The organism is Pseudoxanthomonas sp. JBR18 (assembly GCF_028198165.1).
In the GTDB taxonomy this organism is placed as follows: domain Bacteria; phylum Pseudomonadota; class Gammaproteobacteria; order Xanthomonadales; family Xanthomonadaceae; genus Pseudoxanthomonas_A.
In genome coordinates, this window is sequence record NZ_CP116339.1 from 2,499,974 (window position 1) to 2,526,567 (window position 26,594).

The window sequence follows — 26,594 nt, forward strand, 5'->3', positions numbered from 1 at the left end:
GAGGCTTGCGCGGTTTCTCAGCATGAGATGCTTTCTGATTCAACCGCTTGGAGGTGCGCGAACCTCCCGGGCTTTTGCCCGTAGCTTGGGGTTCGCGTTGCGTGGTCGGCCTCAGAAGATCAGGGGGCCTTTCAGGTCGGTCGCGGGCTTGGCGCCGATATGCTCGATGCGGCCTTGCCACTTCGCGCCTAGATGATAAAAGCGCAGGCTGTCCAGCTCTGGATCGATCAGTTCACATAGACGCTGGCGCAGTTGTACCCATTGGGCCGGCTCGACTTCAACCTCGAAGACCGAGTACTGCACGCGTTGCCCAAGATCTCGGCAAGCCTTGGCCACCTTGCGCAGTCGCTTTTCGCCACCGGGCGAGCTGGTGCTGACATCGTAGCTGACCAAGACCATCATGGCGGTGAGCGTCCTTTCATTTCCAGAAGAAGGCGGGATAGCCGTCCAGGTCGCCGCGCAGGTGCCGCGCCAGCAGTTGTGCCTGGACGAAGGGCAGCAGGCCGATGTCGACCTTTTCGTCGAGGAACGCGTGATGCAGTTGCTCGCGCTTGCGCTCCTGGTAGGCGATCAGGACAGTCTTGCGGGCGTCGTCCTTCAGCAGGACCGCGCCGTTGTCGAACACCTGGAAATCGCGCACGTTCAACTGCCGGCGATTGATCAGCGACAGCGCCAGGCGTTCGCCCAGGAGCGGGCGGAACTCTTCGGCGAGGTCCAGTGCCAGGCTGGGACGTCCTGGGCGGTCCCGGTGCAGGAAGCCCACCGCCGGGTCCAGGCCCACGGTTTCCAGGGCCGAGCGGCAATCGTGGGTGAGCAGGGTGTAGAGGAACGAGAGCAAGGCATTGAATGCGTCGCGCGGCGGCCGCCGGTTGCGCCCGCCGAAACGTAGCAGCGGCGGGTCGGCGCGTACCAGTTGGCCGAACACGCCGAAGTAGGCTTGCGCCGCTTCGCCTTCCAGTCCGCGCAGAACGTCCACGTCGGTTTCGGCAAGGATGCGTTGCGGAATGCGCTTGAGCCGCTTCAGTGCGTGCTGGAACGCGGCGGCGTCGCTCAGGCGCTCGCCGTGGTCGCGCCAGCCGCGCGCCAGGACCGCCCGCTGGTTATGAATCTTGCCGGCCAACAGGTGGCGGACGATGGCGGCGCAGCCGGCCGGGTCGTCGCTGCGGCGGTACTGTGCGCGGCGCAGCAGCACGTTGCCGGAGACCGGTCCTTCGACTCGCGCCAGGAAGCGGCCCTGCGGGGTCAGGTAGCAGATGCTGATGCCCTGTTCGGCGCAGAAGCCCAGCAACTGCGGGGAGACGGCGACACGGCCGATGCAGACCAGGCTCTCCAGCATGTGCACGGGCAGGCGGGCGCGCTCCTGCCGCTCCACTTCCATCACCACGTTGGCGCCGTCCTTGCGCAGCCATGCGCCGTCGGTGGTGGCGTAGAGGGTGTTGAGTTGGCGGCGCATGGTCAGTCCTCGTCGGCGTCGAGCTGGCGCCGCAACCAGTCTGCGATATGGCCGCGGCCGAGCAGGCGCGGCTGGCACAGCTCGATCAGCGAGCAGGCATCGCAGCGCTTGGCCTCGTAGCGGGCGCTGGGGGTGGTGCCAGCGTGCAGCATGGCGCGGGTATCGTCGATGGTGCGCAGGGTGAGCGCGCGCAGCACCGCATCGAAGGCGACCTCCTTGCGCCGGCGCGTTTGCCCGTAGAACAGCGCGCCGGCGGGGACGGCACGCCCCAGCATGTGTTCCAGGCATAGCGCTTGCGCGCACAACTGCACTTCGTCCGCCCGATGCGCCTTGGGGCGGCCGCGCTTGTATTCCACCGGAAAGGCCACTTCGCCATCGACGTCCTGGTGGAACTCGACCACGTCGGCTTTGCCGGTGATGCCCAGCTCCAGGGCGAGCAGCGGCATTGCGGTGACGGTGCGCACTCCGCGCCGGCGCTCGGCCTGTGGTGCGTCGGCGCGCTGATGTAGCAGGCGCCCTTCGGCCGTCTGTCGGTTCTCTGCCCACTGCCGCTCCACGTGGATGAGCGCACATTGGCGTTGGCAGTACAAGTAGTGCTGCAGGGCGGAGAGTGGGGTCAGGTCGGCGTCGTCCATGTCCCGCTCCGCGGCTTCGTCAGAACAGTTCGTCGACGCTGACGCCGCTCGGCAGGTCGCGATCGATCGTGACCCGGTAGTCGGCGAAGCTGCGCGCCGGCCCGGCATCCGCCCCGGTTACGCGTTCGACCGTGACCTTGTCGAACAACACGTGCGCCGGAGCATTGCCCATCGCATGTTCGTGCTTGAACACGATCAGCTTGCGCGCCGACATCTCGCCGCGCGCGGCGGAGCGGTCATGCTCGAACAGGTTGGTCAGTGCGCGCCACAGCAGTTGCAGGTCGTCCTCGGAGAAGCCGGTGCGCTCGGCCAGCTTGGCGGAGACGAAGCCATGCGCGCGGTAAAGGCCATAGGGCAGGATGTGCTTGCGGCCCATGGTGCGTTCCTTCTCCAGATCCTTCTCGTTGGTCACGGCCACGCGGGTGATCGACACTTCCAGCGGCAACACCGGCTCCACCGAACTGGCGAAGGCCAGTTGCACCGGGCCGCGGACCTGGCCGGAATTGACTTCGGTGGTCATCACTGCGCCGAAGGTGCGCACGTCGAAGAAGTTCTTGCACATCCACGCGGTCAGTTTGCGCGCCTTGTCGTCGTCCTTGGGCAGCTTCTTGGCTTCCGGCTCGATCTCCAGCGCGGCATAGGCTTGCTTGTGCTGGTTGTTCAGCACCGACTTCTCCTGCATGTAGATCGCATGGCCGGGCTGGCCTTCCTGCTCCAGCGCCACGTAGTTGCGGATCTTGCGCTTGAGCGCCACGTCGGTGACCAGGCCGCGATTGGTCTCCGGATCCAGCCGCGGCAGGTTGCCAGCGTCGGGGTCGCCGTTGGGGTTGCCGTTGGTGACGTCGAACAGGTAGACGAATTCGTAGCGGTTGGCGATGGCGCTCATGCGGTCTCTCCTTCGGAAGCGGTGTCGGTGGCGTCCTGGCTGTCGTTGCGGGCGAAGCGCGCCCGGCTTTGGTGGTAGTAGCCGATCGCGAAACGGCCTTGTTCCTGGATCGGCAGGCTGCGGGGAAAGCTTGGCGGCAGCGCATCGACGATCTGGCCGATCTCCTTTTCGAGATTGACCGCAAGGCCGGCCTTGTCCTTGCGCAGCTTGCCGAAGTGGTTCTGCGCGCTGCGCAACAGCACCGGGAAGATGCTGGCCGGTGTGGCCGAGGCGGCGCCGTAGTAGCGATCGCGGATGGTGGCGTTGATACGATCGCCGAGTGCGGCGCGTTGCAGATTTTCCAGCGAGGAAAACAGCCGCCCCAGCAGGTAGCCGGGATCGGTATTGCCTGTATCGAGACTCATGGGTGGTTCCCTCTGTTCGGTTGACAGTCCTTGTTGCCTGCGCAAGCGCGCTTCACGTGCTAGGACGGCCCGGCACAGCGCGATGCGCAATGGGGTGAGTTGCCCGTCGGCGCGGAAGCGCATCACGATGCTGCCGAGCAGGCTCCGCGGGTAGCGGCTGCCGGTCAGGATGGCCCGGGTGAGCTCGCCGGCGAGCAAGGGCGCAATGTCCTCGGCCTTGGGCTTGCCGTGTTCGCCGTAGACCGGAGCGGTCTGCATGGCGAGGTAGGACGGCGTGGGAGCGCGCTTCCAGGCCGGTGGCGTCAGCGTGAGGTCGTGGTAATGGTCAGCCAGGCGCTTGGCGAATCCGGCCAGCGTCTGCGTTTCCCAGAGGCGGATGGACAGGCGCGAGGCGTTCGGCGCCAGGCCGAGGACGAAGATGCGCGCTTCGTCGTCCAACCCGTCATCCAGATCGCGCAAGGGGCGAGCCTGCCGGACCTGCTTCAGGATCAGTTCCAGGCGCCGGGTGGCCCGTCCGTCGGCGATGGCGGGATCGTCGGTCTCACTGCCACGCATGAACTCTGCGAAGACGTCCTCGGCGTTCTCCGCCTGTGTCAGGGTGCCGGCCTGCGCCCAGAACACCACGGTGGTATCGCCGATCTGCACGCGCTGGCGATTGTGCGTGTCGCGGCGCAGCAGATGGTTGAGTGCCGTAGTGTAGGCGAAGGCCGCCTGTTCGGAGATCGGTGCGTTTTCGCCTTGGCGCTTGCCATAGGAGGTGAAGGCATCGAGATTGAACGAGACGATGGACGCGCCGGAACTCTGTGCGCCGTTCACGCCCTTGATGGCCGGATGCAGCCGGGCCAACGGCGCCCGTTTGCCACTGACCAGGCAGACGCCCGGTTCGCCGTCGGCGCCTTGGCCTTGCTGCCGGTCCCAGGCCGCACGTGCGGCGGCACGCTCATGCAGATGGCCGGCATCGCCTTCCAGCCGGAAGACCAGATTGGCGTCCAGCAGCGCCTCGCCGTGCGGAGCGAACGCCAGGTGGTCGGCGTACTGCGCGGGTGTCCAGGCCGCCAGAAACGCCAGCAGCGCCTGCAGGCCAGGATCGTTGGTGCCGGCCAGCGCCTGCTGGTGCAATGCCTTGAACGCGGCGTGCTCCTGATCGCTACGCTTGCTAGTGGCGCTCACGCCGAGGACATAGCTGGTCTTGTCCCAAAGGAAGAACGACTTCGTGCCGGTTCCAGGTCGCTTGAACGATGCGGGCACCGAAGCTGACTTCGCCAAGCGCTTCTTGCCGTCGTAGGCGTGTTCGTCTTCTACCGCGACGAGCTTGCCATCGGCATCCAGCACGATGGTGTAGCCGATTTTCTCCTGGCTATAGCCGGGCGCGGCGATGCCCGATTCCGGATCGTCCAGCAGTCGCTGGTAGTAATCGACGAGCGCGGACAGGATCATGCGCGCACCTCGCCATCCTGCGGCGGCGGCACCGCGACCCTGCCATCGACCATGTGCGCACGAAAGAAGCGCGGGGTCATGCCGTCGGCGAAGTCGATGTCGTGCAGCATCCAGCCCAGGTCGCGTTCGCCGGCCAGCGTGGGGTCGGTGGACGGAACGGCAGCGTCATCCTCGATCAGCGCGAAGCTGGCGGGAAACTCGCGCGTGCCCAGGCAGGGCGCCTGGAAGCACTGCCCGCGGCGTGCGCGGCGGTTGAAGATGTCCAGATGCTTGCCGACGTTGTCGTCCGGGCCGGCCTTGTCGGTCAACTCGAAATGCGCGGCAATCACGTAGCCGACATCGCGAAGGAGGGTGGTGGCGCGTTGCTGCCGGTCCTCCTCGATATAGCTGACCAGGCCATCGGTGCGCCCGGCCTTGATCGCCTTGCCGACGCTAGCGGCGGACAACTTGCCGCCGACTTCGTTGCGGCGGATCGACTCGAAGCGGATTGGCTTGAGCACCTGAATGCCGTCCACTACCCAACGGATCGCCGGCTTCCAGTGAATCGCTTCGAGGATGCCACGTGCGGCCGAAGGCGTGATGATGTCGTAGGACACCCGCTCCACTTTCATCTCCGGACGCGTGAACAGCGCCCGATCGCCCCAGACATGGAGCCTGACTCCGTAACTCATCCTTGTTCCCCCAATGGTTCAGGTGTCGCCATTTCCAGGCTATTGCACCGTTTTCTCACTGATTGAGATGCGTCCGATGCGGGCACGTGTCGCAGTTGATGGCGACACGGCAATAACCGTTCTTTCTCGTTGATCGAAGTCTAAGCACAAGCGCCGCTTCGCCTACCAGCACAATCGCTCTCCTTCCAGAAACTGCGGATCCTCCCAATGCAGCCCGAACCGGGCTTCGTACAGCCGCGAATTGACCAAACGCACGAACTGCTCGCCGTAGCGCTCCGGCGCGACCGGGACAATGGCATGCGCCTGCCACAGCGCTTTGTATGCCTGCTCGGGGACTTGTACCAGCCACGGCTGCAGGCGCCGGCCCGCGCCGGCCACGCCGATCCGCTCGGCGTGCTCTAGCTGCAGCAGGACCTCGACGACCTCGGGGACCTCCTTGTCCGGGTCGGTGGCGTAGGGCGCGTAGGGCACGATCACCGAGCGCATGCTGGTCTGGATCACCCTGAATTTCTGCGCCAGCGTGTCGAACGGCAGGTCGTCGAGGCCGGCGCTGCGCAGTTGGGTCAGGATCGCCGTGTTGTCCAACAGTTCGTCGCCCAGGCGCCGATACAGCGCCTTGAAGTAGGCATGGAGCGCATCCATTGCCAGCAGGTCGTCGCGATGGGTGCGCTCGACCTCGCGGAAGACTTCGGTGAACAACTTCAGTTCCTGCGGCGGCTGCCACTGCACTGGGGCGAACACCAAGACCTCGCTGGCATCGGCTGGATGTCGGCCTTCGCGGTTGCAGCGCCCCGCCGCTTGCGCCACCGAATCCAGACCGGCTTCCGCGCGCAGGACGGTCGGGAAGTCGACGTCCACGCCCGCTTCGATCAGGCTGGTCGCGATCAGCCGGCACGGTCTGCCCGCTTTCAGGTCGTCGCGCACCTGCGCCAACGCCACACTGCGATGCCGTGCGTGCATCAGCGTGGTCAGGTGGCGCGCGCCGGGCTGTTCGGCGATGGCGTCGAACAGGGCTCGGGCATGGCGACGATTGTTGACGATGCACAGTACCTGCGCGCGTTCACGCAACTGCTCGCCCAGCGCGGCGTCGTCCAGCGTGCCGACATGGCGCACTCGCACGCGGCGTAGCTGCGCATATAGCGTCTCCGGTTCCGCCACCAGTTCCTCGACCTGCTCCAGGCCGTCGGGGAAGCCCTGGTCCTGGCGCAACGCTGGCTGAGTGGCGGTGCACAGCACCGGGCTGACCCGGTAGTTGCGGGCCAACTCGTCCAGCAGCGCCACGCACGGGCGCAACAATTTCTGCGGAAGGGTTTGCGCTTCATCCAGGATCACCACGCTGGCGGCGATGTTGTGCAGTTTGCGGCAGCGCGCGGGGCGGTCGGCGAACAGGCTCTCGAAGAACTGCACCGAAGTGGTGACCACGATCGGCGCGTCCCAGTTCTCCATCGCCAGCTTGCGCTTGTCGATCGCCTGCAACTCCTTGGACGGATCGTCGAAGAACGCGCTGTGATGTTCCAGCACCACGTCGTCGCGGTCGAGGACGTCGAGTGCATGGCGGAACACCGCGGCGGTCTGATCGACGATGCTGGTGAAAGGAATCACGTAGATCACCCGGCGCAAGCCATGCGCAAGGGCGTGATCCAGCGCGAATGCCAGCGAGGTCAGGGTCTTGCCCCCGCCGGTCGGTACGGTGAGCGAGAACAGGCCGGGGCGCGCGTGCGCCCTGGCCCGCGCGTCGCGCAGGATCTTGGTGCGGAGCGGGTTGATGCCGCCTTCGGTAGGAAAGCCGGCCAGATGCCGGTCCAGCCGTTCCCGCAACTGCTGCAGCGTCGGTCGCGTGCCTGCGTCCTCGACGCGTGTCTTGCGTCCTTCCACACGCCGATAGAAGTCGTCGGTATCGACGAAATCGGCATCGACCAGACAGGAGAACAGCATGCGCGCGAGGACCGTCATCTGGAACGTGCGGCGCTCGGTGCGAGGATGGCCGCTGAATCCTGTCGGGAATTCCAGCTTGGCGGGCAGCACGATCTCGCGCTGCCAGTCCGGCAGCAACGGCGGCAGCGCGTGTGCGAGGTACTCGTCCGAGAGCCGTTCGCGCAGCGAGGAGCGGGAGGTCAGATCGTCACGCTGTCCGTCTGCCAGCCCTGCATGGTGCCCGGCGATGCCGTAGGCCAGCAACGTTCCACCCTTGCCGTACAGCTCGCACGCCTTCCGTGCACCCCAGGTCGCATGGTCCACCCTGGATGGGTCGCCATTCAGGCGGGCCTGGAATTTTTCGGTGTACTTGCCCAGATCGTGCAATTGCCCGGCCGCGCGCGCCATCACCTGGCCGCCGAATGCGGCGGCATGGTCCGCGGCGCGTTCGCCGACGCCGTTCAGATGTTCGGCCAGCCCCTGCCAATCGCTGCGATCCCGGCGCTCGGTCGAGTGCGCATAGAAGTCCATGTCCCCATCTCCGTACACCGCCCGCGCTCGCGGCAGGCGATCGCCTCACAGCATAGTCCGCTTGAATCGCATCGGCTCAGACCGGGCGCTGCGCGGGCGGCGGCGCGTGTGAGGGCGATACAATGACGCGTCCTCTCACCGATGTTCAGTCCCATGTCGCAGCGCGACTGGGTGGCCGCCGCCATCCACAAGATCGAGGCCGACTTCAACCGCTCGGCCGACACCCACCTGATCCCGCTGGCCCTGCCGGGCTATCCGGGTATCGACGTCTATCTGAAGGACGAGTCCAGCCACCCCACCGGCAGCCTCAAGCACCGGCTGGCGCGCTCGCTGTTCCTGTACGCGCTGGCCAACGGTTGGCTGCGCGAGGGCGCGCCGGTGATCGAGGCCTCCAGTGGCTCCACGGCGGTGTCCGAAGCCTATTTCGCGCGCCTGCTGGGCCTGCGCTTCATCGCGGTGATGCCGGCCAGCACCTCGCCGGAGAAGATCGCCGCGATCACCTTCCACGGCGGGCAGTGTCACCTGGTGGACGACCCCGGCGCGCTCAATGCCGAGTCCAACCGCCTGGCGCGCGAGAGTGGCGGGCACTTCATGGACCAGTTCACCTACGCTGAGCGCGCCACCGACTGGCGGGCCAACAACAACATCGCCGAGTCCATCTTCAAGCAGATGGCGGCCGAGCCGCACCCGGTGCCGGCGTGGATTGTGTGCAGCCCGGGCACCGGCGGCACCAGCGCCACCCTGGGCCGCTACGTGCGCTACCGGCGCCATCCCACGCAGATCCTGTGCGTGGATCCGGAGCACTCGGTGTTCTTCGACTATTACCGTGACGCGCTGGCCGGCAACGCCGATGCCGCGCGTCGCCACCACTGTGGCTCGCGCATCGAGGGCATTGGCCGCCCGTGCGTGGAGGCCAGCTTCGTGCCGACCTGCGTCGATGCCATGGCCAAGATCCCCGATGCCCTGAGCTTGGCGGCGATGCGCTGGACCAGCACGGCCCTGGGGCGGCGCGTGGGCGGCTCCACCGGCACCAATCTGGTCGGCGTGCTGCACGTGGCCCAGGCCATGCAGGCGGCCGGCCAGGCCGGGTCCATCGTCACCATCCTGTGCGATGCCGGCGATCGCTACGCCCACAGTTACTACGATCCGGCCTGGTACACGCGCTGCGGCATCGACACCGCCGACAGCGACGCGGCCTGGCACGCCGCCGTCAGTGGCGCGCCACTGCCTGAGCTGGCCACCGCCCAGGCCTGAGTCCGGGGCCTGGGCGACGGCGGCGAGGGCCGCTGGCCGAGGGTCATTCGCCCGCTACAAATCGGGATCAGGCGATCTGTTGCGCCGCCGCATGCACGCAGGCAGTCGAATCATTACTCTGTAATTACGAAGTAATTCCTGGTGATGCAATGGCGGATTGGAACACCCTCAGTGCCGACCGGACCGAGCGTCTGCAGGCCGCGTCGAAGCTGGCCCGGGGCCGGCTGGTGCGCAGCGAGAACGTGGTGGCGCTGCTGGAGGCCGTGCTGCGCCCCGGCGACCGCGTCTGTCTGGAAGGCAACAACCAGAAGCAGGCCGATTTCCTGGCCGAGTGCCTGACCCGGGTCGATCCGGCGCGCGTGCACGACCTGCACATGGTGCAGTCGGTGCTGTCGCTGGCCTCGCATCTGGACGTGTTCGAGAAGGGCATCGCCAGGAAGCTGGATTTTTCCTTCTCCGGACCGCAGTCGGTGCGCCTGGCCCGGCTGCTGGGCGAGGGCCGCCTGGAACTCGGCGCGATCCACACCTACCTGGAGTTGTTCGGTCGCTACTTCATCGACCTGACCCCGCGGGTGGCGCTGATCGCCGCGCACGCGGCCGACCGCCACGGCAACCTCTACACCGGCCCCAATACCGAAGACACCCCGGCGATCGTGGAGGCCACCGCGTTCAAGGGCGGCATCGTCATCGCCCAGGTCAACGAGATCGTCGACACGCTGCCGCGCGTGGACATCCCGGCCGACTGGGTGAACTTCGTCACCCACGCGCCCAAGCCCAACTACATCGAACCGCTGTTCACTCGCGACCCGGCGCAGATCAGTGAGGTGCAGGTGCTGATGGCGATGATGGCCATCAAGGGCATCTACGCCGAGTACGGGGTCAACCGCCTCAACCACGGCATCGGCTTCGACACCGCGGCGATCGAACTGCTGCTGCCCACCTATGCCGAGTCGCTGGGACTGAAAGGCAAGATCTGCCAGCACTGGGCGCTCAATCCGCATCCGGCCCTGATCCCGGCGATCGAATCGGGCTTCGTCAAATCCGTGCACTCGTTCGGCTCGGAGCTGGGCATGGAGGACTACATCGCCGCGCGCGCCGATGTGTTCTTCACCGGCGCCGATGGCTCGATGCGCTCCAACCGCGCCTTTTCGCAGACCGCCGGCCTGTATGCCTGCGACATGTTCATCGGTTCGACGCTGCAGATCGACCTGGCCGGCAACAGCTCCACTGCCACGCGCGATCGCATCGCCGGCTTTGGCGGTGCGCCCAACATGGGCTCGGACGCGCGTGGGCGTCGTCACGGCAGTCCGGCCTGGCTCAAGGCCGGCCGCGAGGCCGCCCGCCCCGGCGAGATACCGCGCGGGCGCAAGCTGGTGGTGCAGATGGTGGAAACCTTCCGCGAGCACATGGCGCCGGCCTTCGTCGACAAATTGGACGCGTGGGAACTGGCCGAACGCGCCAAGCTCGACCTGCCACCGGTGATGATCTACGGCGACGACGTCAGCCACGTGCTGACCGAGGAAGGCATCGCCAACCTGCTGCTGTGCCGCACCCCGGAGGAACGCGAGCAGGCCATCCGCGGCGTGGCCGGCTACACCGCCGTGGGCCTGAGCCGAAACAAGCGCATGGTCGAGAACCTGCGCGACCGCGGGGTGATCAAACGTCCCGACGATCTGGGCATCCGCACCCGCGATGCCACGCGCGACCTGCTGGCCGCGCGCACGGTCAAGGACCTGGTGCGCTGGTCCGGCGGCCTGTACGACCCGCCCAAGCGCTTCCGCAACTGGTAAGAGGCACGCGATGGAAACCTTGCGCTACCGCTACGACGGCCGCACCGCGCCCAACGGCACGCTCGATCACGTGCTGGTCGGCGTGGTGGCCTCGGGCAACCTGGAAGTCATGATCGAACCGACCGCGCTGGACGGGGCGATGGAGATCGAGATCGTCACCGCCGCACGTGGCTTCGGCCAGATCTGGCAGGCGGTGCTGGACGACTTCGCCGCGCGCCACCCGCTCAAGGACGTGCGCATCTCCATCCACGATGTCGGTGCCACCCCGGCGGTGGTCACCCTGCGCCTGGACCAGGCGGTGGAAACCCTGCAGGAGGGCGCGGCATGAGCACGGCACGCAGCTTCTACGAGGCCGATGCCCGCGAGCGCATCGATGGCCTGCTGGACGTGGGCAGCTTCCGCGAATTCGTCGGTCCGCGCCGACGCATGATGAGCCCGCACCTGGCCCAGCTGGACCAGCCGGGCGCCTTCGACGATGGCGTGGTCGTCGGCGAAGGCCTGCTGCAGGGGCGCAAGGTCCTGATCGCCGCGCAGCAGGGCCAGTTCATGGGCGGCGGCGTGGGCGAGGTGCATGGCGCCAAGCTGGTCGGGTTGCTGGAGCGCGCCGCCCAGGTCAAGCCCGAGGCGGTGCTGCTGCTGCTCGACACCGGCGGTGTGCGCCTGCACGAGGCCAACGCCGGGCTGATCGCCATTTCTGAAATCATGCGCGCCACCCTGGCCGCGCGCGCAGCCGGGGTGCCGGTGCTGGCGCTGATCGGCAGCGGCAACGGCGCGTTCGGCGGGATGGGCATCGTCGCGCGCTGCTGCAGCGCGGTGCTGATGTCCGAGGAAGGGCGGCTCTCGCTGTCCGGCCCCGAGGTGATCGAGACGGTGCGAGGCGTGGAGGAATTCGACGCGCGCGACCGCGCGCTGGTGTGGCGCGTGACCGGTGGCAAGCACCGCGTGCTGCTGGGCGAGGCCGCGCTGCTGGTGTCCGACCGCATCGATGCATTCGTCCAGGCCGCGATCAAAGTGCTCGACCAGTTGCGTCCCGCCGACGACCAAGCGCAACAGCTGCAGGCGCTGGAAGGCGAACACGCGCGCCTGGCACAGCGCATTGCGGCCTTTGGCGGTTGCCGCGATGGTCTGCAGGTGTGGGAGGCGTTGGGAATCGCGCAGCCGCAGCAGTTGCCACTGCTGGATACCGACGCCTTCCTGGAAGCCACCGCCGGCCGGAGGATCACATGGTATTGAACGAACTACTGGAGCGGCTGTTCCCGCTGGGCCATCGCGTCCGCGTGCGCGACGATGTGCTGACCGGCACGGCCACCACCGCGCTGGGCGAGGTCACCGTCATTGGCACGGCCAACAAGCTGGAGGTCGGCGTCGACCACGCCCTGGCCCTGGCCGCCACCGTCATCGCCAGCACCAAGGCCCATCCGCAGCGCCCGATCGTGATGCTGGTCGATACCGCCGGCCAGCGCCTGGCGCGGCGCGACGAGCTGCTGGGCATCAATGGTTACTTCGCGCACCTGGCCAAGTCGCTGGAGCTGGCGCGCGGCCGTGGCGCACCGCTGGTCTCGCTGGTCTATGGCGAATCGGTCAGTGGCGGCTTCCTGTCCTTCGGGCTGATGGCCGATGCGGTCTATGCGCTGCCCGAGGCCCAGGTGCGGGTCATGGACCTGCGGGCCATGGCGCGGGTGACCAAGCAGCCGCTGGAAAAGCTGCAGGCCCTGTCGCAGAGCTCGCCGGTGTTCGCGCCGGGCGTGGAGAACTACGTGGCGATGGGCGCGGTGCGCGCGATCTGGGAGGGCGACCTGGCCCAGGCTTTGGTCGATGCGCTGCAGGCCCCGCGCGAAGGCGATACCCGGCGCGCGCTGGGCGCGCAGCGCGGCGGGCGCACGCTGGCCGCCGATGTCTCCGCTGCGGTGGCCGCCGGCGATGCCTGAGCCGCTGCGCCGCCATACGCTGGTCTGGCTGCCGCCAGACGCCGTGCAGGCGGTCTCGCCGGCGCAGGCGGTGCGCCTGCGCGCATGGTGTGCGCAGGGGCATCCGATGATCGTGGCCCGGCGTCCACCCGGCACGCCGGGCGATCCGGTGCACCTGGGCGTGCCGCTGCCGCCGGCCGAGGGCAAGCAGCGCCTGGCGGCCCGCGCAGCGGCGAGCGCGGTGGTGCGGACCGCGCCGCTGCCGCCACTGGCGCAGGTGATCGACGCGGCGCCGCGCGCCCTGCAGCCGGCGCTGGCATCGCTGCGTGCGCGGGCCGAGGCGCTGGGCTGTACGCCGCGCGTGTTCGGCGCCTTCGCCTGGCAGACGCTCACCGGCCTGGACTACGTCCACGCAGCCTCCGACCTGGACCTGCTGTGGGACATCGACCAGCCCGAGCGGATCGAGGCCATCGTGGCGCTGCTCGCCGATTGGGAGCAGGGCAGTGGGCAGCGCGTTGACGGTGAACTGCGCCTGCGCGATGGACGTGCGATGAGCTGGCGCGAACTGGCCTCCGGTGCGCCGCGCGTGCTGGTCAAGACCGACGACGACGCCCGCCTGGAGCCGCGCCTGGACCTGTTCGACATCCGCCAGGTGGCCGCATGAGCATGCGCGATCCACAGCGCGCACTCGCCTTCAGCGGGCAGCGGGCAGGCGATGCCCGAGTGGCAGGCCTGGGCCGCCTGGCGGTGGCTAGCCTGCACGCCGAATTCGCGCTGTCTCCCAAGCCGGGACTGGTCACGCCCTGGGACGCCGGCAGCCATGCCGACATGGATGCGCGCACCTTCTGGCGCAGCCTGATGGCGCTGCGCGGTTATTTCGATGCGATCGCCCGCGCCGGCCAGGCGCAGGCGCCGTTCGCGACGCTGCGCCAGTTAGGTGTGCAGGCCGAAGCGACGATGCTGCGCACGACCGGCGGCATCAACACCCATCGCGGCGCGATCTTCAGCCTGGGCCTGTTGACCGCCGCGGCCGGGCGCCTGCACGCGGTGGCAGGCGGCGCGCCCGAGGCCGAAGCGGTCTGCCTTGCGGTCCGTGACTGGCGCGCCGAACTAGACGCCGCTCCGCTGGACCCGGACAGCCCCGGCCAACGCATGCGCCGGGCGCATGGCGTGGCCGGCGTGCGCGAGCAGGCGGCGCTTGGCTTCCCGCTGTTGCGCCAGGTCGCGCTGCCGGCCCTGCGCTTGGCGTGCGAGACGGGCCTGCCATCGGAGGCGGTGCAGTCCCATGTGCTGATGGCATTGATGGCCCAGGTGGATGACCTCAACCTGCTGCACCGTGGCGGCGCGGAGGGGCTGCGGTTCGCCCAAGAACAGGCCCGTGCCTTCCTCGCGCGCGGCAGCGTGTGGCAGCCCGACTGGCACGCACAGCTGCAGGCGCTGGGCGACGCCTTCGTCGCGCGGCGGCTCAGCCCGGGCGGCAGTGCCGACCTGCTCGCCTGCACGCTGTTCCTCGACCGGCAGGCGCGCGGATGAGCCTGGCGCTGCTATGTCCGGGGCAGGGCGCACAGCATCCGGACATGTTCGCGCGGCTGCGTGGGCAGGCGGCCGCCGACGCGGTGCTGAAGCAGGCCGCCTCGCTCCTGCAGGCCGCGCCGCAGTCGCTGGCAGCCGGCGAGACACGCTTCGACAATGCCATCGCCCAGCCGCTGGTGTGCGCGGCGACCCTGGCCACCTGGGCCGCGCTACAGCCACGGCTGCCCAAGCCGATCCTGGTCCTGGGCTACAGCGTGGGCGAACTGGCCGCGCACGGCGTCGCCGGCAGCATGACGCCGCAGGCCTGCCTGGCTTTGGCCCAGGCGCGCGCGGCATGCATGGACGCTGCCAGTCCCGCCGACGGCGGCCTGCTGGCGGTGATCGGCCTGTCGCGACGCACGATCGAGCGGCTGTGCGACACGCACGACCTGGCCGTGGCCATCGTCAACGACGAGGACCATGTCGTGTTGGGCGGACGCGAGGCGGGCCTGCGCGCGATACAGCGCGATGCCGACGGGTTTGGCGCCCGGACGGTGCGCCTGCCCGTGCGTGTGCCCGCGCATACGCGCTGGCTGGCGCCGGCCGCTAAGAACTTTGCCGACACGCTGGCCAAGGCGCAGCTCCAGGCGCCGGTGCTGGACGTGCTGGCCGGCATCGATGGTCATCGCCTCGCCGATCGCGCGGACGTGATCGACAGTCTGGCCCGGCAACTGGCCGAGCCGGTGGAGTGGCGCAGCGTGATGACCCAGGCGGTCGAACGCGGGGCGCGCGTGTTCCTGGAACTGGGCCCGGGGACGGCCCTGGCGCGCATGGCGCGCGATGGATGGGCCGGGTGCGAGGCGCGCGCGGTCGAGGAATTCCAGACGCTGGAAGGCGTTGCGGAGTGGGTGGAGGGCGCGCGCGAGCGCGTGATGCATTAGGCGGGTGGATGGCGCAAGCCGACTTCAACATCAGGACGCAACGGCGTCCGGCTAGGCTCGGGAGGGCAGCTTCATGGTGATCTTTGGTGTGGCAATCCTGGCGATCTGTACGATCGTCGGGCTGTTCTTGGGAGAGCTGCTGGGCCAGCTGCTCGGGGTCAAGGCGAATGTGGGCGGGGTGGGCTTCGGCATCGTGCTGCTGATCGCCGCCTCCACGTGGTTGCACAAGCGGGGTCGCACGCCGCTGACCGATTACGGCGTCAACTTCTGGAATGCCATCTACATCCCGATCGTGGTGGCGATGGCCGCGCAGCAGAACGTCATCGGCGCGCTCAAGGGCGGGCCGGCCGCGCTGCTGGCCGGCCTGCTGGCCACGGTGGCCTGTGGGGCGTTGATCGTGGTGTTCAACAAGCTGCGGCGCACGCCCATCGTGCCGCTGCCGCCGATCAAGGAAGGAGAACTGCCATGATCCTCGACGCCTTCATGAAGGTGGTGGACAAGAACAGCCTGCTGGCCGGCTTTGCCATCATCGGCGCAATCATGCTGGTCGCCCAGCTGATCTCCAAATATCTCACCGGCGGGCGCGTGCATGCCTCGGCCATCGCCATTGCGATGGGCCTGGTGCTGGCCTGGTTCGGCGGGCTCAAGACCGGTGGCAGCAAGGGCATGGCCGACATCCCGCTGTTCGCCGGCGTGGCGGTGATGGGCGGCGCGATGTTGCGTGATTTCGCGATCATCGCCACCGCCTTCGGCGTGGATATCCGCGAGCTCAAGGGGGCGGGCATTCCCGGCGTGATCTCGCTGCTGCTTGGCGTGGTGGTGAGCTTTGTGATCGGCGCGGCGATCGCCTACGCGTTCGGCTATACCGATGCGGTGAGCATGACCACCATCGGCGCCGGTGCGGCCACCTACATCGTCGGTCCGGTGACCGGCGCGGCGATCGGTGCCAGTTCGGACGTGATGGCGCTGAGCATCGCCGCCGGCCTGATCAAGTCGATCCTGGTGATGGTGTGCACGCCGTTCGTGGCCAAGTGGATCCAGCTCAACAACCCGCAGACCGCGATCGTGTTCGGTGGGCTGATGGGCACCACCAGCGGCGTGGCCGGTGGCCTGGCGGCGACCGATCCGCGGCTGATGCCGTACGGGGCGATGACCGCGACCTTCTACACGGGCCTGGGCTGCCTGATGTGTCCGTCGATCCTGTTCCTGGCCACGCGCGCGGTGATGGGCGGCTAGCCTTCGCTGCAGCGTTTTGCAAGACGGCCCGATGGCCCGCCAGTGATGGCGGGCCGTCGGCGTTGGTGCGTCAGCGCGCGCCGCTGCGCGGCAAGGGCGCGGGCACGTTGAGCTTGCCGCCGGCGGCGACGTATTTGGCCAGCGCATCGCCCTGGCTGAGCAGGTGGCGGTTCATGGTGCGCTCGGCTTCGGCGGCATCGCCGTTGCGGAAACACACCATCAGTTCGCGGTGTTCGCTCAGCGACATGGCCATGCGCCCGGGCGTGAGCAGCTGACGGCCGCGGTGCATCTTGAGGATGCGGTGCAGGTCGTGGGTGACCCGGATCAGCCAGGGATTGTCGGCGTGGTCCTGCACGGCCTCGTGGATGAGGTAGTTGTTGCGGTAGAACTCGGCCATGTCGCCGCGCTCGGCGGCCGCTTCCATCGCCGCATGCAGGGATTCCAGGCGGGCCAGACCATCGGCGTCGATCTTGCGCACCGCTTCGAAGGCGCAGCGGCCTTCCAGCATCGCCATCACCGGGAACAGCTCGTTGAGGTCTTCCAGGGTCAGCCTTGTCACGCGTGCGCCGCGCCCGGGTTCGATCTGCACCAGACCTTCGGCGGCCAGCAGCTTGAGGCTCTCGCGCAGCGGCGTGCGGCTGATACCCAGTTCCTGCGCCAGCGCGGGCTCGTCGATCCAGTCGCCCGGCGGCAGCACGTAGTCGTAGATCTTCTGGCGCAGGGTGTCGGCCACTTCCTCGTACATCGGCACGCGCCGGCGGGAGCTGGTGGACTTGTCGGGCGTCAGGGTCATGGACGGGCGCAGGCCGGTGCGAAAGATCAGACCGCCATCTTAATCCTTGGGGGCACGCCCCGCCGTGCGCGATCCCGGGATTCGGGGCGGCGCCGTATCATGGCGCGCGCGCTTGCCCGCGGGCCGTCGCGTCCCCAGATTGGTCGCCTGCCCCACGCTTTTGGAGTCCTCCACCATGAATCCGCTGCTCGATTTTTCCGGCCTGCCCAAGTTCGATGCGATCAAGCCCGAGCACGTCGCACCGGCCATCGATACGCTGCTGGCCGACGCGCAGGCGGCGGTGAAGCACGCCGAGACCGTCAGCCCGGTGACCTGGGACAGTTTCGTGGTGCCGCTGGACGATGCGACCGAAAAGCTCTGGCGCGCCTGGGGCCAGGTCAACCACCTGCAGGGCGTGGTCAACTCACCCGAGCTGCGCAAGGCTTACAACGACAACCTGCCCAAGGTGACGCGCTTCGGCAGTGCGCTGGGGCAGAACCTGGCGCTGTTCTCGCAGTACCGCGCCCTGGCCGAAAGCCTGGACCCGGCCACGTTGGACCCGGCGCGCGCCAAGACCCTGGACAACGCGTTGCGCGATTTCCGCCTCGGCGGTGCCGAGTTGCCCGAGGCGCAGAAGGCGCGTTTTGGCGAGCTGCGCGAGGAACTGGCCAGCCTGTCGGCCAAGTTCTCCGAAAACGTGCTCGACGCCACCGACGAGTACGAGTTCTGGATCAAGGACAAGCAGCACCTGTCCGGCCTGCCGGAGGACGTGATCGCGGCCTGCCGCGCGGCGGCCAAGGCCGATGGCGAGCCGGGCTGGAAGTTCACCCTGCAGATGCCGTGCTTCCTGCCGGTGCAGAGCTACGCCGACGACCGGGCGCTGCGCGAGACCCTGTACCGTGCCTACGCGGTACGCGCCTCGGAGGCCGGCGAGGAGAAGCTGGATAATTCGCCGCTGATCGACCGCATCCTGGCCCTGCGCACCGAGCTGGCCCAGCTGCTGGGCTTTGCCTCCTATGCCGAGTATTCGCTGGCCACCAAGATGGCGGCCAGCCCGGCCGAGGTGCTGGCCTTCCTGCGCGATTTGGGCACCCGCGCGCTGCCGTATGCGCGGCAGGACCGCGCCGCGCTGGAAACCTACGCGCGTGCCGAGCTGGGCCTGGAGACGCTGGAGCCGTGGGACGTGGCCTATGTCAGCGAGAAGCTCAAGCAGGCGCGTTACAGCTTCTCGGCGCAGGAGGTGAAGCAGTACTTCACCGAGGACGCGGTGCTGGCTGGCCTGTTCGGCGTGATCAAGTCGCTCTACGGCGTGGACGTGGTGGCCGATACCGCGCCGGTGTGGCACCCGGATGTGCGCTTTTTCCGCCTGCAGAACGCCGACGGCACCCTGGTGGGCCAGTTCTACCTGGACCTGTACGCGCGTGAAGGCAAGCGCGGCGGCGCGTGGATGGACGATTGCCGCAACCGGCGCCAGCGCGCGGACGGTGACCAGACCCCGCTGGTGTATCTGGTGTGCAACTTCGGCAAGGGCGTGGGCGGCGCGCAGGCGACCTTCAGCCACAATGATGTGATCACCCTGTTCCACGAGATGGGCCACGGCCTGCACCAGCTGCTGACCGAAGTCGGCGAGCTGTCGGTGGCCGGCATCAACGGCGTGGAATGGGACGCGGTGGAGCTGCCCAGCCAGTTCATGGAGAACTTCTGCTGGGAATGGTCGCGCGTGGAGGGCATGACCCGGCATGTGGAGACCGGCGAGGCGTTGCCGCGCGCGCTGTTCGACAAGATGATCGCGGCCAAGAACTTCCAGAGCGGCATGCAGACCGTGCGCCAGCTGGAGTTCGCGCTGTTCGACATGGAACTGCACAGCGCTTTCGATCCGTCCACCGACAGCGTGATGGACCTGCTGGAGCGGATCCGCGATGAGGTCGCGGTCAACCGCGCGCCCAAGTGGGGGCGTTTCCCGCATGCCTTCAGCCACATCTTCGCCGGCGGCTATGGCGCGGGTTATTACAGCTACAAGTGGGCCGAGGTACTCAGCGCCGACGCCTATGCCGCCTTCGAAGAGGCGCCGGACCAACTGGCCGACACCGGTGCTCGGTTCCGTGCCGAAATCCTCTCGCGTGGCGGCAGCCGCACGGCGCTGGAGAACTTCACCGCCTTCCGCGGCCGCGCGCCCAGCATCGACGCACTGCTGCGACACAACGGCATGGCCGCCTGACCCCGCGTGCCCCGTAGCGCCGAGCTCGCTCGGCGGGGGCTTTCCCAGGAGGGCGGCGGCAGAGAGCAGCGGACCAAGGTCCGCTCTACAGACAGGCCCGGTGTAGCGCCGAGCTTGCTCGGCGGGGCTTTCCCAGGAAAGCGGCGGCAGAGAGCAGCGGACCGAGGTCCGCTCTACAGACAGGCCTGGTGTAGCGCCGAGCTTGCTCGGCGGGGGCTTTCCCGGGAAAGCAGCGGCAGAGAGCAGCGGACCAAGGTCCGCGCTACAGACAGGCCCGGTGTAGAGCCGAGCTTGCTCGGCGGGGGCTTTCCCAGGAAAGCAGCGGCGGAGCGCAGCGGACCGAGGTCCGCTCTACAGACAATCCCGGTGTAGCGCCGAGCTTGCTCGGCGGGGCTTTCCCAGGAGGGCGGCGGCGGAGCGCAGCGGACCAAGGTCCGCGCTACCGCGAGATCTGGACCGGCATCTTGCGGCGCTGGGCGATGGCACACGCTGCCACCGCGTATCCTGTTCGGCCCCACTGCTGTCCCGATGAGTTCCGTGCCCGGTCCCCCCATTTCCGCGCCGCATTACAAGACCGCCGCCGCACGTCGCGCCGACCTGATCGTCCACGTCGCCGGGCTGGCGCTGGCCATCGCCGGCGGGGCGCTGATGGTGTGGCGCGCACTCGCCAACGAGGCATTGCTGCTGGCCACCTGCGTGTATGCGCTGGGGCTGCTGGTGATGTTCGCCTGTTCGGCCGCGTACAACTTCGCCGCGCCCGCGCGCCAGCCGGTGCTGCGCAAGCTGGATCATGCGGGGATCTTCGTGATGATCGCCGGCTCGTACACGCCGTTCCTGGTGCTGGCGCTGTCCGGCGCGTGGGTGTGGACGATGATCGCGGTGGTGTGGGGCGTGGCGCTGTTCGGGGTGTTCGCCAAGCTGTGCCTGCCCGGGCTGGGCAAGGGCTTCTGGGTGGCGATCTACCTGTTGCTGGGCTGGGTGGGCATCGTGGCGATCAAGCCGATGATCGCGGGATTGCCTGCGCCGGTGCTGTGGCTGATCGCCGCCGGCGGCCTGATCTACACCATCGGCGTTGGGTTTTACGTGCGCAAGGCGATGGTCTACAACCGCGCGCTGTGGCATGCGCACGTGCTCGGGGGCGCACTGGCGCACTGGATCGCCATCTGGCTGTGCCTGAGGCCGTTGCCGCAGGGTTGATCCTGGCGCTCGAAGCCCGCGTCGATGCAGCGCCTCGCCTGCATCCTCAGCACTGCGATCTCCGCGTCTTCCCGCCAGCGCGCACGGCCGGTCCCGCGTGAAAACGCAACACGCCTCTGACGATCCTGCAGTGCCAGCGCGATCGCTTCGGCGCGTGCCGCCCCGTCCCAGGCCACACTTAAAATTTTTAACTTGCACTGCGGCTTGCCATGACTTGCAGGCGCGTGGAATGATCGGCCGCGTTCGTCATATTGTCGGACATTAGCTGCGGCATCGCGTCCGGTGGTGTCGCCTGGCTCATCTGTGCCGGCGTCAGGCGCCTGCACGCCACTGAAGGATCTGTACACCATGACGATCAAGGCCGTCCGCGTCCCGCTGGCCCTCGCGGCGCTGTGCTTCCTCGCTCCCGGCATCGCGCTGGCGCAGCAGACCGCCGCCGTCGGCGACGACCATGTCTACACCAGCGACCTGGTCACGCGTTGGGGCAAGCAGGTCACGCCGGAGAATGCCTGGCGCAGTTATCCGCGCCCGCAGATGCAACGTGCGCAATGGCAGAACCTCAATGGCCAATGGGACTACGCAATCCGGCCCAAGACCGAAGCTCAGCCCACTGCGATGGACGGGAAGATCCTGGTGCCGTTCGCAGTGGAATCCAAGCTGTCAGGCGTGGCGCGCAAGGTCACACCCGAAGACCGCATCTGGTACCGGCGCCAGTTCACCATTCCCGCCGACTGGTCCGGGCAGCAGGTGCTGCTGCATTTTGGTGCGGTCGACTACGAGGCGCACGTGCTGGTCAACGGTGGGGTCGTCGGCTCGCATCGTGGTGGCTCGGATACGTTTACCTTCGACATCACCGACTACCTCAAGCCCGGTGACAACGAGCTGGTGGTGCAGGTCACCGATCCCACCTCCGACGGCGCCCAGCCGCGCGGCAAGCAGCAGCTCGACCCCAAGAGCATCTGGTACACACCGGTCAGCGGCATCTGGCAGACGGTGTGGCTGGAGCCGGTGCCCAAGCTGCACATCGAAGACGTCAACATGACTCCGGACATCGATGCCGGCATGCTGGACGTCAACGTCGCGCTCAACCGCAGCGCCAGCGATGCCGACGCGGTGCGGATCACCGCGCGCGACGGCAAGCGCGTGGTGGCCACGCGCGTGGTGCGCGCCAACCGCCGCACGCGCCTGGCGATCCCCGAGGCCAAGCTGTGGTCGCCGGACCGACCCTTCCTCTATGACCTAGATGTGGAACTGGTGTCGGTGCAGCCGCCCTTCGACCAGGCCGACGCCTCCCAGCACCGCCCCAATGGCCGACGCGACGATTCCCTGCTCACCGAGGTCGAGGCGCAGGCCTATGCCAAGGCCAAGGTGGTCGGCACACCGCGTGACCAGGTACGCAGCTACTTCGCCATGCGCAAGAGCTCCATTGGGCCGGGCCCCATCCCGGGCCAGCCGGTGATGCTGCTCAACAACCAGCCGCTGTTCCAGAACGGCACGCTGGATCAGGGCTGGTGGCCCGACGGCCTGCTCACCCCACCGTCGGAAGAGGCGATCGCCTTCGAACTGAAGTTCCTCAAGCGTGCCGGCTTCAACATGTTGCGCAAGCACATCAAGGTCGAGCCGGCGCAGTACTACGCCATGGCCGACAGGCTGGGCATCTTGATCTGGCAGGACATGCCCTCGGGCGAGGAGGAGGACAGCCTGGATCAGTTCGTGCGGCAGGCCTCCAACGACGAGGTGCTGTTCCCCGCGCGCGTCTCCGATGAATTCGAGTACGAGCTGCTGCGCATGATCAGCGACCTGCGTAACCATCCGTCCATCGTCACCTGGGTGGTCAATAACGAAGGTTGGGGCCAATACGCCTCCACGCGCCTGGCCCAGGCGGTCAAGGCGCTGGACCCGAGCCGCGTGGTGAACAAGACCAGCGGTTGGCTGGATACCGGCGATGCCGGTTCGGATCTGTTCGACATCCACACCTACGAGGACGTGCCGCACGTGCCGGAGCGACACACGCACCGGGCCATCGTGATTGGCGAATACGGCGGCATCGGCCTGCCCATCGAGGGCCATCTGTGGTTCCCGGCCAATCGCAACTGGGGATATCAAACGGCCAAGGATCAGGACGATTACCGGCAGCGCTACCAGCGCAAGTTCGCCGAGATCATCCGCCAGGCGCGCGAGGTGGGCCTGAGCGCGGCGGTCTATACCCAGACCACCGACGTGGAAGGCGAGATCAACGGCCTGATGACCTACGACCGCGAGGTGCCCAAGATGCCGGCCGCCGACTTCGCCCGGGTCCACGCGCCGCTGGTCGAAGCGTCCCCGGCAGCGGCCGACTGACGCCTCCCGCGCGACAGGCGTCGGCCCGTCGCGCGTCAACCGCCGCATGCGCCGCGGCACGCCGGACCCCGTGCCTGTCATGGCGCCGTCATCGTTGGGTGATGTGCTTGCGCATCCGCGCCAGGCCTTGCCTGGCTGCGCTTGAAAAAAAGCGCTCAAGTCCGCGCTGGCCGGGCCGATACAGGGGCGTCATTGCGCCTGGTGCCCCTCGATGAAACTCCCCATGCTCACCATTGCGACCAAGCTCCGCGTGAGCCTGATCGCCGTTGTCCTTGGACTTGCCGTGGTCGGCTTTGCCTACTGGCGGGTCAGTGCCGGAACCACGGCGGCCGATACCGAACTGCAGCGCTTCCAGGAGCGGAACGCCACCGTCCAGCGGCTGGCCCAGGCCTTCAACGAGGCGCGCCGGCTGCAGGCCGAGTATGCCCTGTCTTTCTCGGTGGACAGTGGCAAGCGCTTCAACGCCGCGCGCGCCACGCTGCGGCGCGACCTGGCCCAGGCAGCGCTGGGCAAACCGTCTGGCACCGGGCCGGCGGCGACGTTCCAGGCTACGATCAAGGACTACCTCGCCTCGGCCGAGTCGCTGGACGAGCGCATCGCCGAACTGGGGCACGATGCCGATTCCGGACTGCAGGGCGAACTGCGTGAGGCGGTGCATGGCGTGGAGAACGTGCTGGGCCAGTACGACGCGCCGGCCCTGCAAGTCTCCATGCTGACCATGCGCCGGCACGAGAAGGACTTCATCCTGCGTCGCGACCAGAAGTACGCCGACCAGTTGGGGGCCGAGGCCATGCCCTTCGAGCTGCTGCTGCAGAAATCCAGGATCCCCGAGGCCGCGCGCGAACAGATCCGCACGCTCATGCAGCAATATCAGGATCGCTTCATCGCCTATGCCGCTGCCCGTTACGGGGTCGACAGCGAAGTCCAGTCGCTGGACGCGGCCGCGGCCAAGGTGGTGCCCGCCCTGGCCGCGCTCAACAGGCAGCAGGACGCGCTGCTGCAGCAGGGGCGCAAGACGCAGGCCGACGAGCGTGCGTGGATGAACGCGATGTTCTCCATCACCCTGGTCGCCGTCGCGGTTGTTTTGGTGGTGATGCTGGTCCTGCTGCTGCGCGCCATCGTGCGTCCGCTGGAGCAGGCCGTCGCCTTCGCCAGGGACATCGCCGACGATCGCCTCGACAGCCGCCTGGCCATCCACAACCCCAACGATGAACTGGGGACCCTGGGGGCCGCGTTGCAGCACATGCAGGCCAGCCTGCGGCAGCGGATCGAAGGCGAACGCGCCACCGCGCGGGAGAACGCGCGCGTGCGTCAGGCGCTCGACGCGGTCCAGGCCAGCGTCATGGTCACCGATGCACAGGGCATGGTGGTCTACGTCAACGACGCGCTCACCGATGACTTCGCCCGTGCCGGGCTGGGAGGGGAGACCCTGCTGGGCACCCGGGCGGGCGAGTTGGGCACGCAGGTGGCCGCGATGCTGACCGCCGCGTGCGAGCGCGCCGAACCTCAGGCGGGCGAGACCGAACTGTGCATGAGTCATTTCCGCCTGCAGGTCAGCCCGGTGCTGGACAACGGGCAGCTGCTGGGCCTGGCAATGGAATGGCAGGATCGCCGCCTGGAGCGCGTGATCGAGCACGAGGTGGCCGCGCTGGTGGCCGATGCCGCGCGCGGCCATCTGGAGGAGCGCATCGGACTGGACGGCAAGGCGGGCTTCGTGCGGGTCTTGGCCGAAAAGATCAACTTGTTGCTCGACAGCGTCGAGACGCGCCTGCTGGAGGTCACCCGGGTCATGGAGGCCTTCGCGCGCGGCGACCTGCGCGAGCGGATGCGCGGCGATCACCAGGGGCTGTACGCCAGTCTGCGCCAGGGCCTGGATGCGGCGATCGAGCAGGTCGGTGGCATCGTCACCGGCATCCAGGGCTCGGCCGGCGAGGTGCGCGCCTCGGCCGAGGAAATGGCCTCGGGCACCTCGGACCTGTCGGCCCGCACCGAGCGCCAGGCCAGCGATCTGGGGGCGGCCATGCAGCTGATGGACCAGGTCTCCGGCGAGGTCGAACAGAACATCGCCCGCGTGCGCGACACCGTGGCGATGGCGGTCGAGGCCAGCGAGGCGGCGCGCCAGGGGCGGGAGATCGCCCACGCCGCGGTGGCCGGGATGGATCACATCCGGGGCTCGTCGCGGCGCATCGCCGAGATCGTCGCCACGGTCGACGGCCTGGCCTTCCAGACCAACCTGCTGGCCCTCAACGCCGCGGTGGAAGCCGCGCGCGCCGGCAGCCACGGGCGCGGGTTTGCGGTGGTGGCCGGCGAGGTGCGCAACCTGGCACAGCGCTCGTCGGCCTCGGCGCAGGAGATCCGCAAGCTGGTCGATGGCTCGCTGCAGCAGGTCGAGCAGGGCGCCAAGCTGGTGGGTTCCACCGGCGCGACCATGGACGACATCCTCTCGCGCGTGGAGCGCGTGGTCGGCGTGGTCGAGCAGATCAACGCCGCCTCGCAGCGCCAGGGCGAGGCGGTGGGCGGCGTCGACCGGCTGCTGCGCGGGATCGGCCAGGGCACCGAACAGAACGCCGCCCTGGCCGAGGAGTCCAATGCGGCGGCGCGCAGCCTGCTCGAACAGGCCGGGCATCTGAGCGAAGCGGCGCAGGCCTTCATCGTCCAGCCCGAGCCGGTCAAGGCCAAGCTGCGGGCGGTGGGTTGAGCCACCGCGGCGGTTTCAGCCGGCGGTGTACCAGTCGCGGCGGTGGTTGAAGGCGATGCTCAGGTTCATCACCACCACGCCCAGCGCCGAGACCGCGACCGCGCGCAGGGGCAGCACCGCGCAGGCGCACGCCATCAGGGTCAGGTCGAAGCCCAGTTGCAGCCAGCCGGCCCGGAAGCCGGTGCGGTCCTGGACGTACATCGCCAGGATGCCCATGCCGCCGCAGCTGGTGCCATGGCGGAACAGGGCGATCAGGCCGATGCCCGCGCAGAAGCCACCGACGACGGCAGCCAGGACCGGGCTCAGGCGTGCGTAATCGATCCACTGGCCGGCGTGGTCGGCCAGCAGGCCGACCGCGACGATGGCGGCCAGGCTGCGCGCGGCGAACGCCCAGCCGCGCACGCGCACGGCGAAGGCATAGAAGGGCAGGTTGACGATCAGGAACAGCAGCCCGAACGACTGCCCGCTCACGTGCGCGCCCAGCAGCGACAACCCGGCCAGTTGGCCACTGATCAGCCCGGCGGCTTTGAACATGGACGTGCCGAACGCCAGCATCACCACACCGAAGGTGAAGCCTTGCAGGTTATCCAGCCAGGAATGGCGGGCAGGGGCGACGCGCAAGGGCGCCGACGCGGCGGGCGCGGTCGGGGTGGAGGACATGGCGATGCGGTGCGACGTGGGGACGGCCATTCTAGCCGCTCGGCTCCGTGTCTCCCGGCGGCTCTGGGGGGCGACCGGGACCTTCGGCAGGGGAGGGGGCGTGCCCCGGGCGGTACGATCGCGTGTTCGCACGCGCGT

Annotated in this window: 23 protein-coding genes; 14 read left to right on the forward strand and 9 right to left on the reverse strand. The window is 68.2% G+C overall.

The annotated features are described in order from the left end of the window. Nucleotides 1–111 precede the first annotated feature (111 nt). From cas2 to cas3, 7 genes are all read right to left on the reverse strand, one after another. A complete protein-coding gene (gene cas2, locus PJ250_RS11190; protein ID WP_271644630.1) occupies nucleotides 112–402 on the reverse strand; it encodes a CRISPR-associated endonuclease Cas2 in 291 nt (96 codons plus the stop codon). A 16-nt stretch (nucleotides 403–418) separates the two neighbouring features. Beyond that, entirely contained in the window at nucleotides 419–1,453 is a 1,035-nt protein-coding gene (cas1c, locus tag PJ250_RS11195; protein ID WP_271644631.1) for a type I-C CRISPR-associated endonuclease Cas1c, read from the reverse strand. A gap of 2 nt (nucleotides 1,454–1,455) precedes the next feature. Continuing rightward, nucleotides 1,456–2,088 carry a CRISPR-associated protein Cas4 gene (gene cas4 / locus PJ250_RS11200; RefSeq protein WP_271644632.1) on the reverse strand — a complete coding sequence of 211 codons (633 nt, stop codon included), beginning with the start codon at nucleotides 2,086–2,088 and terminating at the stop codon, nucleotides 1,456–1,458. A 19-nt stretch (nucleotides 2,089–2,107) separates the two neighbouring features. Then, nucleotides 2,108–2,974 (reverse strand): type I-C CRISPR-associated protein Cas7/Csd2, encoded by an 867-nt coding sequence (gene cas7c, locus PJ250_RS11205; RefSeq protein ID WP_271644633.1) that lies wholly within the window; start codon nucleotides 2,972–2,974, stop codon nucleotides 2,108–2,110. Continuing rightward, complete coding sequence (gene cas8c / locus PJ250_RS11210) at nucleotides 2,971–4,815, reverse strand: type I-C CRISPR-associated protein Cas8c/Csd1 (protein ID WP_271644634.1); 1,845 nt, start codon at nucleotides 4,813–4,815, stop codon at nucleotides 2,971–2,973. Before cas8c ends, cas7c begins: the two co-directional genes overlap by 4 nt. After that, a complete protein-coding gene (gene cas5c / locus PJ250_RS11215) occupies nucleotides 4,812–5,486 on the reverse strand; it encodes a type I-C CRISPR-associated protein Cas5c (RefSeq protein WP_271644635.1) in 675 nt (224 codons plus the stop codon). The genes cas8c and cas5c overlap by 4 nt, the downstream gene beginning before the upstream one ends. A gap of 162 nt (nucleotides 5,487–5,648) precedes the next feature. Then, on the reverse strand, nucleotides 5,649–7,931 hold the full coding sequence (cas3, locus tag PJ250_RS11220) for a CRISPR-associated helicase Cas3' (protein ID WP_271644636.1): 2,283 nt from the start codon (nucleotides 7,929–7,931) through the stop codon (nucleotides 5,649–5,651). A gap of 153 nt (nucleotides 7,932–8,084) precedes the next feature. On the opposite strand from cas3, the gene PJ250_RS11225 reads away from it, so the two are divergent. From PJ250_RS11225 to madM, 10 genes are all read left to right on the forward strand, one after another. Continuing rightward, complete coding sequence (locus tag PJ250_RS11225; protein WP_271644637.1) at nucleotides 8,085–9,185, forward strand: PLP-dependent cysteine synthase family protein; 1,101 nt, start codon at nucleotides 8,085–8,087, stop codon at nucleotides 9,183–9,185. 149 nt (nucleotides 9,186–9,334) lie between these two features. Next, nucleotides 9,335–10,975, forward strand: coding sequence for a malonate decarboxylase subunit alpha (gene mdcA / locus PJ250_RS11230; RefSeq protein ID WP_271644638.1), 1,641 nt, complete (start codon nucleotides 9,335–9,337; stop codon nucleotides 10,973–10,975). Nucleotides 10,976–10,985: 10 nt separating this feature from the next. Further along, nucleotides 10,986–11,303: a malonate decarboxylase acyl carrier protein gene (gene mdcC / locus PJ250_RS11235; RefSeq protein WP_271644639.1), complete on the forward strand. Its 318-nt coding sequence runs from the start codon at nucleotides 10,986–10,988 to the stop codon at nucleotides 11,301–11,303. After that, complete coding sequence (locus PJ250_RS11240; RefSeq protein ID WP_271644640.1) at nucleotides 11,300–12,208, forward strand: biotin-independent malonate decarboxylase subunit beta; 909 nt, start codon at nucleotides 11,300–11,302, stop codon at nucleotides 12,206–12,208. Before mdcC ends, PJ250_RS11240 begins: the two co-directional genes overlap by 4 nt. Then, nucleotides 12,199–12,903: a biotin-independent malonate decarboxylase subunit gamma gene (mdcE, locus tag PJ250_RS11245; RefSeq protein ID WP_271644641.1), complete on the forward strand. Its 705-nt coding sequence runs from the start codon at nucleotides 12,199–12,201 to the stop codon at nucleotides 12,901–12,903. The genes PJ250_RS11240 and mdcE overlap by 10 nt, the downstream gene beginning before the upstream one ends. Further along, nucleotides 12,896–13,546, forward strand: coding sequence for a malonate decarboxylase holo-[acyl-carrier-protein] synthase (gene mdcG, locus PJ250_RS11250; protein WP_271644643.1), 651 nt, complete (start codon nucleotides 12,896–12,898; stop codon nucleotides 13,544–13,546). Before mdcE ends, mdcG begins: the two co-directional genes overlap by 8 nt. Before the next feature lie 2 nt (nucleotides 13,547–13,548). Next, complete coding sequence (mdcB, locus tag PJ250_RS11255; RefSeq protein ID WP_271648602.1) at nucleotides 13,549–14,415, forward strand: triphosphoribosyl-dephospho-CoA synthase MdcB; 867 nt, start codon at nucleotides 13,549–13,551, stop codon at nucleotides 14,413–14,415. Beyond that, complete coding sequence (mdcH, locus tag PJ250_RS11260) at nucleotides 14,412–15,335, forward strand: malonate decarboxylase subunit epsilon (RefSeq protein WP_271644644.1); 924 nt, start codon at nucleotides 14,412–14,414, stop codon at nucleotides 15,333–15,335. Before mdcB ends, mdcH begins: the two co-directional genes overlap by 4 nt. Nucleotides 15,336–15,408: 73 nt before the next feature. Continuing rightward, nucleotides 15,409–15,804: a malonate transporter subunit MadL gene (gene madL / locus PJ250_RS11265; RefSeq protein ID WP_271644645.1), complete on the forward strand. Its 396-nt coding sequence runs from the start codon at nucleotides 15,409–15,411 to the stop codon at nucleotides 15,802–15,804. Next, a complete protein-coding gene (gene madM / locus PJ250_RS11270) occupies nucleotides 15,801–16,571 on the forward strand; it encodes a malonate transporter subunit MadM (RefSeq protein WP_271644646.1) in 771 nt (256 codons plus the stop codon). The genes madL and madM overlap by 4 nt, the downstream gene beginning before the upstream one ends. Nucleotides 16,572–16,641: 70 nt before the next feature. On the opposite strand, the gene PJ250_RS11275 is transcribed toward madM, so the two are convergent. Further along, nucleotides 16,642–17,364 carry a GntR family transcriptional regulator gene (locus tag PJ250_RS11275; protein ID WP_271644647.1) on the reverse strand — a complete coding sequence of 241 codons (723 nt, stop codon included), beginning with the start codon at nucleotides 17,362–17,364 and terminating at the stop codon, nucleotides 16,642–16,644. Nucleotides 17,365–17,539: 175 nt separating this feature from the next. On the opposite strand from PJ250_RS11275, the gene PJ250_RS11280 reads away from it, so the two are divergent. The 4 genes from PJ250_RS11280 to PJ250_RS11295 all read left to right on the forward strand — a co-directional run bounded on the left by PJ250_RS11280 (nucleotide 17,540) and on the right by PJ250_RS11295 (nucleotide 25,796). Further along, nucleotides 17,540–19,561 carry a M3 family metallopeptidase gene (locus PJ250_RS11280; RefSeq protein WP_271644648.1) on the forward strand — a complete coding sequence of 674 codons (2,022 nt, stop codon included), beginning with the start codon at nucleotides 17,540–17,542 and terminating at the stop codon, nucleotides 19,559–19,561. Between the two features lie 528 nt (nucleotides 19,562–20,089). Continuing rightward, the gene (locus PJ250_RS11285; RefSeq protein ID WP_271644649.1) at nucleotides 20,090–20,758 is read left to right on the forward strand and encodes a PAQR family membrane homeostasis protein TrhA; all 669 of its coding nucleotides are present in this window, start codon (nucleotides 20,090–20,092) and stop codon (nucleotides 20,756–20,758) included. A gap of 348 nt (nucleotides 20,759–21,106) precedes the next feature. Further along, entirely contained in the window at nucleotides 21,107–23,098 is a 1,992-nt protein-coding gene (locus PJ250_RS11290; protein WP_271644651.1) for a glycoside hydrolase family 2 protein, read from the forward strand. A 211-nt stretch (nucleotides 23,099–23,309) separates the two neighbouring features. Then, nucleotides 23,310–25,796, forward strand: coding sequence for a methyl-accepting chemotaxis protein (locus PJ250_RS11295; protein ID WP_271644652.1), 2,487 nt, complete (start codon nucleotides 23,310–23,312; stop codon nucleotides 25,794–25,796). A 15-nt stretch (nucleotides 25,797–25,811) separates the two neighbouring features. Here PJ250_RS11295 and PJ250_RS11300 read toward each other — a convergent pair whose 3' ends face one another. Next, on the reverse strand, nucleotides 25,812–26,486 hold the full coding sequence (locus PJ250_RS11300; RefSeq protein ID WP_271644654.1) for a YitT family protein: 675 nt from the start codon (nucleotides 26,484–26,486) through the stop codon (nucleotides 25,812–25,814). Nucleotides 26,487–26,594 lie beyond the last annotated feature (108 nt).